Source organism: Parahalioglobus pacificus, from assembly GCF_014652275.1.
GTDB classification, from domain to species: domain Bacteria; phylum Pseudomonadota; class Gammaproteobacteria; order Pseudomonadales; family Halieaceae; genus Parahalioglobus; species Parahalioglobus pacificus.
On sequence record NZ_BMYM01000001.1, the window covers coordinates 677,194 to 690,909 of the forward strand.

The 13,716-nt window shown below is 56.0% G+C and carries 11 protein-coding genes; 2 read left to right on the forward strand and 9 right to left on the reverse strand.

Annotated elements, in window-relative coordinates; genetic code table 11:
• Positions 1 to 219 precede the first annotated feature (219 nt).
• From IE089_RS03190 to IE089_RS03200, 3 genes are all read right to left on the reverse strand, one after another.
• Positions 220 to 402, reverse strand: a complete 183-nt coding sequence (locus tag IE089_RS03190; protein ID WP_189475080.1) for a hypothetical protein — start codon at positions 400 to 402, stop codon at positions 220 to 222.
• A 133-nt stretch (positions 403 to 535) separates the two neighbouring features.
• On the reverse strand, positions 536 to 1,804 hold the full coding sequence (locus IE089_RS03195; protein ID WP_189475081.1) for a saccharopine dehydrogenase family protein: 1,269 nt from the start codon (positions 1,802 to 1,804) through the stop codon (positions 536 to 538).
• A complete protein-coding gene (locus IE089_RS03200) occupies positions 1,801 to 2,412 on the reverse strand; it encodes a TetR/AcrR family transcriptional regulator (protein WP_189475082.1) in 612 nt (203 codons plus the stop codon). Before IE089_RS03200 ends, IE089_RS03195 begins: the two co-directional genes overlap by 4 nt.
• A 1,363-nt stretch (positions 2,413 to 3,775) precedes the next feature.
• Between IE089_RS03200 and IE089_RS03205 the strand changes: the two genes are divergently transcribed.
• Positions 3,776 to 5,860, forward strand: coding sequence for a hypothetical protein (locus IE089_RS03205; protein ID WP_189475083.1), 2,085 nt, complete (start codon positions 3,776 to 3,778; stop codon positions 5,858 to 5,860).
• 1,004 nt (positions 5,861 to 6,864) lie between these two features.
• Here the strand turns inward: IE089_RS03205 and IE089_RS03210 are convergent.
• The 5 genes from IE089_RS03210 to IE089_RS03230 form a co-directional block, all read right to left on the reverse strand.
• Positions 6,865 to 7,368: a hypothetical protein gene (locus IE089_RS03210; RefSeq protein WP_189475084.1), complete on the reverse strand. Its 504-nt coding sequence runs from the start codon at positions 7,366 to 7,368 to the stop codon at positions 6,865 to 6,867.
• A gap of 79 nt (positions 7,369 to 7,447) precedes the next feature.
• Complete coding sequence (locus IE089_RS03215) at positions 7,448 to 7,699, reverse strand: TIGR03643 family protein (protein ID WP_189475086.1); 252 nt, start codon at positions 7,697 to 7,699, stop codon at positions 7,448 to 7,450.
• A gap of 130 nt (positions 7,700 to 7,829) precedes the next feature.
• The gene (locus IE089_RS03220; protein WP_189475088.1) at positions 7,830 to 9,065 is read right to left on the reverse strand and encodes an acetyl-CoA C-acetyltransferase; all 1,236 of its coding nucleotides are present in this window, start codon (positions 9,063 to 9,065) and stop codon (positions 7,830 to 7,832) included.
• Positions 9,066 to 9,076: 11 nt separating this feature from the next.
• Positions 9,077 to 9,841: a crotonase/enoyl-CoA hydratase family protein gene (locus tag IE089_RS03225; protein WP_189475090.1), complete on the reverse strand. Its 765-nt coding sequence runs from the start codon at positions 9,839 to 9,841 to the stop codon at positions 9,077 to 9,079.
• A 19-nt stretch (positions 9,842 to 9,860) separates the two neighbouring features.
• Positions 9,861 to 10,880 carry a phosphotransferase gene (locus IE089_RS03230; protein WP_189475092.1) on the reverse strand — a complete coding sequence of 340 codons (1,020 nt, stop codon included), beginning with the start codon at positions 10,878 to 10,880 and terminating at the stop codon, positions 9,861 to 9,863.
• 205 nt (positions 10,881 to 11,085) lie between these two features.
• On the opposite strand from IE089_RS03230, the gene IE089_RS03235 reads away from it, so the two are divergent.
• Positions 11,086 to 12,786 (forward strand): class I adenylate-forming enzyme family protein, encoded by a 1,701-nt coding sequence (locus IE089_RS03235; protein ID WP_189475094.1) that lies wholly within the window; start codon positions 11,086 to 11,088, stop codon positions 12,784 to 12,786.
• Positions 12,787 to 12,852: 66 nt separating this feature from the next.
• Here IE089_RS03235 and IE089_RS03240 read toward each other — a convergent pair whose 3' ends face one another.
• A complete protein-coding gene (locus IE089_RS03240; protein ID WP_189475096.1) occupies positions 12,853 to 13,626 on the reverse strand; it encodes a ferredoxin--NADP reductase in 774 nt (257 codons plus the stop codon).
• Positions 13,627 to 13,716 lie beyond the last annotated feature (90 nt).

A 13,716-nucleotide genomic window follows, 5' to 3' on the forward strand; every position in this document is an offset into this window, starting at 1 on the left:
TCTGGAGGTGTTTTCGCACGTCCCGGAGGCAGAAGGTATCGAGTAGAGTTGGACTCTGGTCAGCTGATTCTGGCAGACGGTCTTGGCAATATTCCCGCTGGTTATACGGGTAGAGTGAAATTGCGCCTGACTCAGAACACCGGCCGGGGCGACCAATATTTAATCGAGGATATAGCGGAATAGTCAACGTCCGCTAATGGCCCCAAAGCGGACATTCAACTACCAGCGATCGATGTCCGCTACGAGGTGGAAGGGGACATGACCGCTTTCGCCTATTTTGAGTCGTTGGGAGAATCTTGGGCCGATGACCGCTTTATCGGTTGTGCCTTCCTCCGCTGCTCTGTGTACCGCCTCTTGCGTAAACTCCGTGCGATAGCGTTTGTACGCCTTGGGGTTTGTCATCTGACACATCCGCCGGGCTTTCTGTCCCTACTCTAGGTGTTCACGGATTTAGGGCAAAACCACAAAGCGGTCACGATTAGAGGTTGTTGCTCCGTCAACGGTCTAGCCCTTCCAGCCTAGTGGCTTTGACGTACTAGTAATTGCACATCTCCATCTTCACGCCGGCTCGCTGCAGGCGGGGCAGAAACTCTAGTCCTAGCGCCGTTGCGGGAGTTACCACACCGAAGGAAACGGGCGGCCGTGTGTTCTCCTCCGCAAGAAAAAGCCCCACCTCCGCGACGATCTTTGAAGTGGATAAGTAGCCAGGATGCCCTTTAGCCCTGGCTTGTGCCCGTATAGAACGCCCTCTGTCAGATTCGCCAAACAGTCTCAGCGTGTAGTCAACGAAGGGCAGCGACTCCTGGCTGGGGCCGTCACCGGGCTCGACACCCAGGCTATCAAGTCGGCGCCGGATAAGCCCACGCAGTGGCCTGGGCCCTGCAAGCGCCATTGAGGTAATTTTGTTGATCCTCGCACTTCTCTTCGCGGCTCGCTGCTGACCCTCAGGGCTGTCAGCATAGAACTCCATAGTCATGGAATCGCTGTAGGAGAAGTTTGCTCCGTAGTCGATACCAACCTGGGAAAGGAGGTGTGCAGAACGAAGAACGACAGGGACGTTCAGAAAGGGCGCGGGCTGCAGCGGACCCGTAAAAGCCTGGACGTCCTCATCATAGCGAGCAGCATAGCGAATCTTGTTGCGGTCTCGCACCCGACCGTTGTCTGCCTTGGGAGGCAGGAGGCAGGCCATGTCATTAAACGCATTGCAGTCATCCCCCGCCAAAATGTTCCTCATTGTGCCGATGCTTCCTCCGCTAATACGGTTATCTCGGACGCCCCCTAATCTGTGGAATGAGGTGACAATTTTTATCTTTGCGCAGTGCTCCTGATAGGCGCCTTCAAGATGTGTTATCGCAAGCAGGGTTAGCAGATCAAAGGGTACTGACTCGTACCCGGCCGTGGGGAGCAAAATCACGTTTTTGTCGCTCGCAGCCTGGTGGTACTTTTCGATCATCCGCTTAATAAAGAACGTTTCGCCGCCGATATCGACGTAATGCGTGCGATGCTCGATACATTTTTCAAAAAACAGTTCGCCGTGCGTGGCGTAAGGGCCCGCGAGGTGAATCAGCACGTCGCAATTTTTGATTAGGGCATCGACGGAATCTCTGTCTACGACGTCCGCCGGGATGTAAGCGGGTGTGGATTTCCTGTCGGGGAAGTCGGACACGAGCTTCTTCATTTTGTCCGGATTTCTCCCGGCTATCGCCCAGCTAAAGTCCGCCGGAAGATGCTCAGCAAGATGCCGGAACGTGTTTTGACCCGTAACGCCAGTGGCACCGAGCACGACCAATCGATAAGTTTTCAAGAGCCGAACCACTCCTCGCTGATTAGCATCTCCGACGAGTATCTTGGTCCGGCAAAAGTGCTGAACAAGGCCAGAGTTGCCTGTTGTAAAAAGCGCTCATCATCTGATCGAAGGTATCCATGGATGGTGAGATCGATGTACCCGTGCGCCGTGGACCACAGGAGACGTCCAATTTCGTCTGGTGAGCCGGATAGAATTCCATCAGCTATAGCTTTGTTGACGACATTGATGGTGATGGAACTCCACGGCGCCGCGTGCCGTAGCTCCCGATCAGGCACGGTAACGCTGCCAGTGGCCCGACCGATCATTAGCGTGTAGAACTCCGGGTTCTCTTTGGCAAACTGGATGTAACAACGACCTAGGGAACACAGGGTTTCCAGGGGGTGGCTGCTCTCTGGCACATCGCGAAGACGATAAGTCAGCGTATTCCAACACTCCTCAAAGAGAGCGGCGATTAAACCTTCCTTCCCGCCGAATAGTGTGTAGACCGCCTGTGTCGTAACCCCGGCGTCTTCGGCTACGTTTCGTATAGTCAGCTTTCGGTTATCGGGCGTGGTCGCCAATTTAGCCGTGCAGTTCAGGATGCGATCTCGAGTAGCTGTCTTCATAAATAAAATAATATTACAACGTTATATCAATGTTATGATTGAGCGGGTACTTTGTCAACCTCGCTGGACTGGCGGCTGGATTTTCAGATGCTAAGTGTTTTTCCGGGCAATAAATCAGATTCATGAATCTACAGTCCCTCATTGATCGATAACAATATCCAACGCTGCGCTGCTCCCGGCCGATCAGTGCCCTTCGATTCTGGCTGGAGAGCGTTTCCAGAGCTTTCACTTCAACGTTTCTGGAAATTACGTCAATTCTGGCAACTTCAAGCATCACAGATGTGATTTAAGTTGGCTGCTCCTGGCCGGAAGCGGTCCTAAAAAAACGTTATCTGAACTTCACCGACCGGCCGCTTTTAGGTGAGAGCGGATCTTGTTGTCTCGGTTCAGGAAAGGTTCTGAGTTCGGCTTCGGAAACGGCTTAAGTTTCTTCTGGTTACTAGTAGCCTGCCACCGAAACTGACTCATCCTGGTTCTGAATAGGCTCGGCTTCGATTTTCGCGCACCTCCGTCTGGTGAAAAACCGTTAGCTTTCTTGCTTGCACCTGCTGAGCCGAAAACCCAGTCTCAAAGCCCCTCATAATCGGCAGGTCGAAGACGGTCGGCCGCTGCCGTTCAAGTCCTTCCGGGTCCACCGTTTTTGAATGTTTCTCAGAGACTAATAGTTATTTACACCACCCGACTATTCCGGGAGGAATAGGTGACACCTCGGTTTTCACAGTCGGTGGGTGGATCACTGGCTGATAACAATGCCTCATTCAGCGAGAAGATCTTAGATATCCGCGTGGCCAAGCTCGAAACGGCATTAGAGCCAAACGGCGTAAGTGATTTTGTCAGATGGGAACCTATAGCGTTTGTAAATATTCGTCAGCCCGTTCTGCCAATGACGGTCTGTTAACTTGGCAATACCAAGCGTTCAGTTCATCTCTCAAGAAAAACGTGAACTTGATCAAGCTCTGATAATACGGACAACAAACCCGGTCATTTTAACAAGAGGTATTGGTGTGCTAAGTGCTACCATGACCAATTCTCATCGCGGCTATACGCGTGGGAGAATCTCTCACACATGCGTTAGAACAACACTGAAATGCTAGATCGTATGTATCGCCATCTATTAAAAAGCACTGCCGTGACCTGCCTGGCCTTGACCGTAGGATGCGGGGGGGGTTCTGGTTCCAGCTCAGGGCAGGACCCAGTTGTCACATCGTCACAGCCCCAACAGCCATCTCAGCCCGAGCTGCCCGAGCAGCCCGGTGAAGAAAATACGTTCAAAGCCTGCAATATCCAGATTGAAACTCCTGTGGAAGGCCGCGTTACCACCGCATCAACAGCGATAGAGTGCGCGCCGAACAAGACATGCACCGTGGATGTCATTGACACCTACTTTGATGAGACTTTTATCGCCCAGCCGGCACCAGGCTGGTACTTCGCGGGCTGGGAGGAAAACCAGGCTGGTTTATGTGGCGGCGACTCTGCATCGTGCACTTTCCGTTCTTCGGATTTCGAAGGGAATACATGCGAGGAGGGCGTACTGGTCGACGCTACGCTCACTACCTATCTGGAGCCCCGGTTCACTGTCAACCGAACCACCAGCGGTATCGCACTTACCGCCGAACGGAACTCGACCCGGTCCGGCCTGGATATCGATTTCTACCGCAACTCTGCCTACCAATGCGGCATATCGGGCAATTACACGTTCATGGTCCTGAACCCCACCAACGGCAGCGCCGATGATGAAGCGCCTCTGTGGGTCTACCTGCACGGCGGCGGAGTCGGCCACTATGACGATAAGGGCAACTATTACGCTGTTCGCGGCCAGACAGAAGACACATGGAACAATGAAGAGACTTTCCCGGATTTGCTGAACACTCTGGAAGTGCGCACCATTGATGGTGGGCAGGTGATTGACAACACCCTGACGCGCCGCATACGAGATGGCTATAGGCTGCTGGTGGTTTCCATGTGTGATCACGACCTGTATTCCGGCCTGGGCACACCTTACCCCGACAACCCGAACCCCGAGGCAGAGGTCAACGGCATGCAGGCGACCATGTCTGCCGTGGCGTACACCGTGGCCAACTACCCCACGACCGAGGTGTGGGCCCACGGCACCAGCGCGGGTTCCACAGGGGTATACAACCTGGCCATGAGCTTTGCCGCGGAGGACATTTACCTGACAGGCGTCGTACCGGACTCGGCTATCATCACGCCTAATGGCCTGCCCCTTGCAGAGGCGTATAGCGGGCAGCCTGGCTCAAACAACCAGCCGGGTTTCGACCCAGACGCCGTTATCGAAAAGCTTGGTTTCTACGGCCAGCTGGACAACAACGCCTATGTTGAGGCACGCATAAACGGAGGTTTTGTCGATGTACCGATGATCTTCGTGGGGGGGAGGAACGACGCGTTCTGCTATAACGATTTCCCCGTCATTCCCGAAGCACAGGCCCTGGGTCTTATCAATAACTGTGACTATCACTATGAAGGCATCAGGCAGGCCATTGCGGACCAGCCCGATTCACCGCACCAAATGGCCTTTATCACGGATCGCGGCCATGTACCCACGCTCGATGCCGGGCCAGTCAATAACACCGTGGATAACTTTATTGACGACGTGCGCGCGGGCGATCCCGCCCTGCCATTCCGACAAATCCCCGGCCTCAAAATGATGCTGATGGGCCACAGTTTTTTCCGTCCCATCGCCGAGCAGGTGCGTTACCACGCCGTACGCGCCGGCGTTGACGGGCACAGTCAGACCGTAGAGTTTTCTGGCGGCACCTCCGGTGCACCCTTGGCCCTTTGGAACGATGCGGGACATCGCGCCAATGTACAGGCAGTGCTGGACTCAGGTGACGTCGACGTTTTCGGCATGACCTGTTGCGACTTCGAGCGAACCCTCGAAGGGGATCCTGTGCTTAACCCTGACGGAGAACCCACGCTTCTCCTCGAGGGCTACCAGCTCTGGTTCGACTACGCACTGGCCCAAAACCCGGATACCGAATTCTTCATCGGTATGCCCTGGATTGACTTTCCAACCGACTATGCGGATGCCGCCAGTTATGCAGACCTCTGGCACCGCTTCTATAACACTATTGTGCTGCATGCAGTAGACGACTTACGTGCGCAGTATCCGGGGGTGACAATTTATGCCATCCCTTACGGCATGGCGGCCCTTGAGTTACGCGCGCTGTTTGAAGCGGGTGAGTTGCCGGATGTGAGTAACCTGCAGGGCTCGAGCGATAGCTCTCTGTTCACAGACTACAAGGGACACGGTGGCCAGATCATCAAGGATCTGGCTGAGTTGATCTGGATGGACGCGATCTACGGCGTAGACCTCGATAAGTACGCCTACGACTCCGACTACCAAACTGACCTGAAAGCGATCGCTAGGTCGATTATGGATGCACACGACCCAAAATATAACGGGCCTAATCGACAATCAACTCACTGATAAGACACGCCGATCTTCACGCTTTAAAGGCCTTGTCACAGGCTGGGCGCGCCAACAAGCGCTCGACATAGTCACTGAGGTTCGGGTAAGTCTCGTCATTGGTAACACCCAAACACTTGGTCCTGGCAGGCATGCCCCAGAATGTTGACGGCCGCTGAAAAATCGCCGATGAGGTAGTCCCTGCCCTCTATGGCTCGCTGCGTCAGGGGGATTCAAGCCAAGCTTCACGTTTGATGTTGTCAACCAGCAGGCCCAGCGGTTTTCTCTTGCGTCGGACACCAGCATTTAGGCGGTCGTGGCCTGGGGTGCCTATGGTTCAGGTTTACCTTAAGACAATTTCACAATTCACATTTTTGCTGACGATGGTGGTGGCTCTCCTGAAGTCGTTCCACTGATCGAGTTGCCTGGCGTTGCTGTCGTGCGCGTAGACACTGAAGGACTTGAACTAGGAACTGATCCGATCTACCAATACACGTTTAACGTTGCCGCTCCGATAGCCCTGATGGGTTCCACTGACTACTGCCTATGTGTATTCAACAACACGAGTCTCGCTGGGTCATGGAGTTGGGCTAAGGGCGCTACTACCAACGATCTCCGGTGGAGTTTTGATGCGGATGGAAACGTATGGTTGTGCCCCACAACCCGATAACTTGGCGTTTGAATTGCACGATGCTTCTATCGCTATTCCGCAGCCGAGTCCGACTACGCCCTCACAGCCGGTGCCGGCAATGCTGGTAGGTTTATTGTTGGCACTGATTCTCAGGTTTATCGCTATCGCACGAGTGTTCGCAAATCGCGGCCGGTAGCAAAAGTACGAATGCAGCTCCTCCGCCCTAATGTCCACTATTGGCACAAAGCGGACATTCGAATCATCTCAAAATCGCGCTCAAATAAGGTCTCCTTTGAGGTGGCCGCGGTCGCCCGCTTCATCGCTTTCGCCTGAGACATGACGTCGATCTACTCTTGTTCCAAGAGCCTCAATCATCACGGCTCTCATCGGATGTCTATTCGCGGCTCGCCATTTTTGCCATGTCATAGGCGCCAGAGTTTCCGGCCAGCAGTGAACTGACGAAGCTGGAGAAAGGCTGGTCAAACGCTTCACTGCCGCCCATTCGCCAGAACCATTGTCCGCCATCTGAACCCAAGATGCTCCGGATGTCGGCACACACAATGTTCCATTGTGTTGCCGGAAGTAACGGGTCTTCGTGGAGCTGGTGCATCACCGACCAGAGATTTGCGTACTGGCCCATGTACATCATGAACTGCATGCGCTTGTCTTCCGCCAGTTCATCGGCGCTTTTCAGCCCGCGCCGCCACACAGAAGCATTGGCTTCACTCTGCGCAATCACCATGTTGATCTCTCCCATGGCGTCGACGAAGGCATACCGTGCTTCGGCCTGCGATTGTCGATTGATACTCCGTGTCTGAATAGCAAGATAGATCAGCGTAATCAGTACGGTCACTGAGCCCAGCAATTCGCCCATCGCACCTACAGCATCCCAGTTCATGGCCCACCTCCAATGTGTGATTCTTGGGCTCAGTCACTATACGGCCAAGCATGAGGTTATTTCGAGAGGTGCTGAGACGTTAGCGCTGCTTGTACTGTGTGGGGCAGTAGCCGCGCGAGACGTCCGGGCTGCGCAGGCTTCTGTGTTTGGTGTTCCGGCCTGACACGCGTGCGCGCCAGCGCTTGAAAGAGGCCGGTTTCAGCTGTCGCCGCATAAAGTTAATGACATCGCTCTCATCCAGCCCAAACTGCTGTTCAATAGCTTCAAAGGGTGTTCTGTCTTCCCAGGCCATCTCGATGATTCGCGATTGCTCGTCGTCAGAAAATGTCATAGCGGCTGAATGATTGTGAATTGATAGCAGAGAAAGATACGTGCGTGGCGTCTGATTGGAGCTTTAATGCGCGGGTGCACAACAAAAAACGGGGCCAGAAGGCCCCGTTTGAACTAACGCTCAGCGCGGTTTACATACGCTCAATGATCACTGCGGGCGCCATGCCACCCGCGGCACACATGGTCACCAGACCATACTTGCCGTCGCGACGCTCAAGCTCATCCAGAATCGTGCCGATCAGGATGGAGCCAGTGGCGCCAATGGGGTGACCCAGTGCCATCGCACCGCCGTTCACGTTCACTTTGTCGCGATCCAGGTTCAGGTCACGCTGGAACTTCTCGGAAACAACCGCGAACGCTTCGTTGATCTCCCACAGATCGATATCGTCTGGAGTCAGGCCAGCTTTCTCCAGCACTCGCTTGGCAGCCGGTACGGGGCCGTTGAGCATCAGAGTAGGGCAGTCGCCCATGTTGGCCATGGCAACGATCCGTGCACGTGGTTTCCAGCCCTGCTTCTGTGCGTAGTCAGGTGACGCCAGCACCACGGCAGCGGCACCATCAACCACGCCGGAACTGTTACCCGCGTGATGGAAGTGTTTGACCTCCAAATCCGGATACACCTGGTTAATCATCTTACGGTAGGTAGTACCTGCCTCGTCCAGCGGGAAGTCCGCCATGGCCTCAAAGGAGGGCTTGAGCTCAGCCAGGCTCTCTGCGGTCGTGCCAGGGCGCGGGAACTCTTCCTTATCGAGGGCCAGGCTGCCGTCGGTGGCGTACACGGGGATCAGGCTGCGCTCGAAGTAACCTTTCTCGATAGCGTTTGCCGCGCGCTTCTGCGACTCGGCTGCATGAGCATCCAGCGCTTCCCGGGGAATGCCTTCCTTAGACGCGATGGCATCGCCACATACACCCTGGTGAGGCTGCGGGTGGATGGCGCGCAGGGCTTCGTTGCCATTGTCCAGGAAGGGGTTGGGGGGCAGCCCGTCTTCGCCAAAGGTCGACATCATCTCGGCGCCGCCGGCGATCACCAGATCTTCTGAACCGGACATTACGTTCATCGCGGCAAGGTTTACCGAGGTAATGCCTGAACCGCAGAAACGGTCCAGCGTCACGCCGGAGGAGCGGATATCAAAGCCCGCTTCCAGTGCCGCCATACGAGCGAGGTCGCCTGACTGACGGCCACGCTGGGAGCTGGTACCAAAAATCACGTCGCCCACTTCTTCTGTCTTGATGCCATTGCGCTCAACAATCGCTTTCAGGACAGTGGCACCCAGGTGTTGTGGGTGTTGGTCGGCCAGTGATCCCTTGCCTTTTTTGCCAATGCCACGGGGTGTGCGGCAGGCGTCTATGATCCAGGCTTCAGCCATGGTTGCTCTCCTTATTTACCTTTCCAGTTGGGGGCGCGCTTCTCGGCGAAGGCAGTGGCGCCTTCAATGGCATCTTCGCTGGTGAACACGGGCATAACGATGTCGTTCTGCTTGCCGAACATTTCGTCGGTGTTCCAGTCCTGGGCAGAGGCCACAACGCGCTTGGAGGCGGCTACGGCCAGCGGGCCGTTGGCTGCGATCTTCGCAGCCAGAGCCTTGGCGCCGTCCAGTGCGCTACCCGAGGCAACTACTTCGTTGATCAGGCCCAGTTCTGCAGCACGCTGTGAGCTGATGAAATCACCGGTCAGCGCCAGTTCCATAGCAATGCGCGAGGGAATCTGCTTGGGCAGTTTTACCAGGCCGCCTGCGGCGGCTGCGAGGCCACGCTTCACTTCGGGAATGCCAAATTTTGAATCATCCGCGGCTACGATCAGGTCGCAGCTGATGGCCAGTTCAAACCCGCCAGCCAGTGCGTAACCTTCAACGGCCGCAATCAGTGGTTTCGCGCACAGGTACTCAGTCAGGCCCGCGAAGCCGCGGCCTTCGATATTTGGTGTTTCACCGCTCACGAACGCCTTCAGGTCCATACCCGAGCAGAACGTGCCGCCAGCGCCGGTGAGTACACCGACGCGCAGGTCCGGATTGCTCTCCAGTTCGTCAATGGCAGCGGCAACGCCTTCGGCCAGCGCCTTGTTCGCGGCATTCTTGGCCTCTGGGCGGTTCAGGGTGATGACAAGTACGCCATCTTCGGCGCTGGTCAGTACGACATCGGACATGGTGTTGTCTCCGGTTAGGTTAATCGATCAGTGATACGCCGAACTGCGCCAGGGGCTCAACCATTGCGCCCTTGGCCTCGGCTTCAGCGCTGGAGGCAGTGCCAATCAGCGCGCGTTTTTTGACGCCCTGCAGAATCGCCGCGAGGCGGAAGAAGCAGAACACCAGATAAAAATTCCAATTGTCTATGCCGTCGCGCCCGGTGCGCTCGCAGTAGCGTGCGATGTATTCCTCGTCGCTGGGAATACCAAAAGCCGCGCGGTCGATCTCGGCCATGCCTTTCATGCCGCCATTGCCGGGGAGCTGCCAGGCCATCACTTGGTATGCCAGGTCTGCCAGCGGATGGCCCAGTGTAGAAAGCTCCCAGTCCAGCACCGCAATAATGCGTGGCTCGGTGGGGTGGAACATCACGTTGTCCAGGCGGTAATCGCCGTGTACCAGCCCACTGACGCCGTCGTCTGCCGGCATATTGGCAGGCAGCCATTCAATGAGACGCTCCATGGCGGGGCTGTGCTCGGTTTCAGACGCGCGGTACTGCTTGGTCCAGCGGCTTACCTGTCTCTCGAAGTAATTGCCGGGACGGCCATAATCAGATAAACCGACGGCATCCGGGTCTACCATATGCAGCGCTGCGAGAACGCGGTTCATGTCGTCGTAGATCGCCGTGCGCTCGTCGTTATCGCTAATCTCAGGCAGGCTGGGGTCCCAGAACACGCGCCCATCCAGGTACTCCATCACATAGAACATGGAGCCAATGACGGAGTTGTCCTCACACAGGGCGTAGGTTTGCGGAACGGGCACATCGGTATCCGCCAGGGCCGAGATCACTCGAAACTCGCGATCCACAGCGTGTGCACTGGCCAGCAGTTCACCCGGTGGTTTGCGGCGCAGCACATAATCACGGCCGCCCGCTGACAGTTTGAAGGTTGGGTTGGACTGCCCGCCGGCGAATTTCTCTGCGGATAGTGTGCCGCTGAAGCCGGGCACGGCCTCGGCGAGGTAGTCCTGAAGGCGGGATGTATCGAGGTTCTGTGTGCTCATAATAATCCTGGTGCAATGGCTGACTTCTGCACGACAGCGCGACAGTCTGTGTGCTGCCGCTGGTGCCGACAATGACAGCGGGCAACAAAAAAATAGACCACAAATGACAGTGCGCAAATTCCTGTACATGGCGCCTGATCACCATTGAGTAGGCGGCGCGCTGGGGATATGCTGCGTGCTCCCAATCGGTACAACAGGGTAAATAATGTATAAGGAATTGAAGGAAGCCTGGGCTGAGCTGACGGCGCCAGGACAAATGTTTGAAATCGCAGAAATTGATATTCGTGGTGTAACCAATCGCACTTACGCGAATGCGCCCGGAACACTGAAAGATGTGTGGGCGATGGCGGCTGGCCACGGTGACAAAGAGTACCTGGTCTACAATGATGAGCGCTGCACTTACGCGCAGTCTCAGGCCTATGTCGCTTCTATCGCCAATTGGCTTGCTTCACAGGGCGTGAAGCCCGGCGATCGCGTCGCGATTGCCATGCGTAACTATCCCGAGTGGATGTTGGCCTACTGGGCAATCACTTCAATGGGTGCGGTTGTTGTAGGCATGAACGCCTGGTGGGTACCGCACGAGATGCATTACGGCCTTGAAGACTCAGCGCCCAAGGTCATGATTTGCGACGTAGAGCGCCTGCAGCGCTTTGAAGAGATTCGCGCAGACTTCCCCGACCTGATCGTCACTGCGGTGCGGCTGGAGAATGAGGCGCCTGAGGGTGTGATTGACTGGGTTGAGGTCATCAATAGCCCCGCCGAGATGCCGGCAGCCGATATCGATCCCGATGACGATGCCTGTGTGTTTTATACCTCCGGCACCACGGGCCGTCCCAAGGGCGCGCAGCTGACACACCGGGGCTGTGTTAACAACGTTATGAATTTGGTGTTTGCCAACATGGTACAGCCGCTGGCGCTGGCAAAGGCGAGTGGCAGCACTGATGCGCCGGCGGGTGAGGCTCCGGCTGTCTCCGCGCTGGTAGCCACACCCCTGTTTCACGTCACCGCCAATAACTGCGTTGCACAAACCGCCACGATCGCCGGCGGCAAACTGGTGCATATGTATAAGTGGGACGCGACAGAGGCCCTGAAGCTGATTGAGCAGGAGCAAATCACCACCTTCAGCGCGGTGCCTATGATGGCCCGTGAGGTGATGATGCACCCGGACTTTGAATCGACGGACACTTCATCGCTGAAGATGCTGGGTGGCGGCGGTGCTGCCATGCAGCCCGACCTGGTGGAGAAGGTGGGCCAGAAAATGGCGAACGCCCAGCCCGGCACCGGCTACGGCATGACGGAAACCTGCGGTGTGATTTCGTCGGTATCCTCGGCGTTCTTCCAGGACAAACCGACCAGCTGTGGTCCTCCCGTTCCCACGCTGGAAGCCAAATGTGTCAACGAGGCCGGTGAAACATTACCTCCGGGTGAGATCGGTGAGCTGTGGGTAAAAGGCTCCAACGTGATCAAGGGCTATATCAACCGGCCCGAGGCGACGGCTGAATCCATCACCGACGGTTGGCTGCACACGGGCGATGTGGCCTTCATCGATGAGGAAGGTTTCATCTTCCTGGTGGATCGCGCCAAGGACATGGTGTTGCGCGGCGGCGAGAATGTGTACTGCGCAGAGGTAGAGAACGCGCTATTCAGCTATGACGGAGTTGCCGAGTGCGTTGCGTTTGCCGTGCCCGATGACCGACTTGGCGAGGAAGTGGGTGCCGCAATCTATGTGGCGCCGGGTGACACTGTGGATGTCGAAGCCCTCAGGGGTCACTGCAAAGGGCTGCTGGCACCGTATAAAGTACCGCGCTATGTTTGGTTGTTGACCGAGCCATTGCCGCGCAATGCCAATGGCAAGTTCCTGAAGCGCGAACTTCGCGACTCGCTGGCGGTAGAAGACGCTGCCTGATCGACTCTCAGTGCCTGCGTGTGCAGGCACTGTTAGTACAACCATCCAGGCGTGCTTGAGGCGCGCCTAGCTCTCTACAAAGGCGCGCTCAATTGCGTAGTGCGCCATCTTTCCCTGACGGGATTCCTCGAAACCATGACGATCCAGCAGGGCGCAGAAATCCTTGAGCATGCTTGGGCTGCCACACAGCATAAAGCGGTCCTGTTCGGGATCCAGCGCCTCCAACCCCAATGACTGCTGCAGAGTGCCACTGTCGATCAGGTCAGTGAGTCTGCCGGTGTTGCGGTAGGGCTCCCGGGTGACGGTGGGGTAGTACAGCAGTTTCTCTTTAACGGTCTCACCTAGGTACTCGTCCCGGGGCAACTCGTGATGGATGAGATCCTGATAGGCCAGTTCTGAGGCATAGCGGACGCCATGCGCCAACACGATATGGTCGTAGTTGTCGTAGATCTCAGGATCTTTAATGATGCTGATAAAGGGCGCTAAGCCAGTACCGGTACCCACCAGATAGAGGTTGCGTCCAGGTAAGAGATTGTCCTGTACCAGTGTGCCGGTGGGCTTGCTGTTTACGAGTACTTCGTCCCCGACCCGAATGTTCTGCAGCTTTGACGTCAGCGGGCCGTCCGGCACCTTGATGCTGAAGAATTCCAGCTCATCCTCGTAGTTGGCGCTGGCAATGCTATAGGCGCGCAGCAATGGCTTGCCTTCATCGGCAAGGCCAATCATGGTGAAGTGGCCATTCTTAAACTTAAAGCCCGCGTCGCGCGTTGTTCGGAAACTGAACAGGCGATCTGTCCAGTGATGCACTGAGGTGACTTGCTCGGTCCTTAGCTGTGCCATTTCGGGTGCTCATTTCATTGAATTCGGCGTCATCATAGGGCTGTCCGATATATTGATAAAACGGTTAATATCGATAATATAAATCGTATT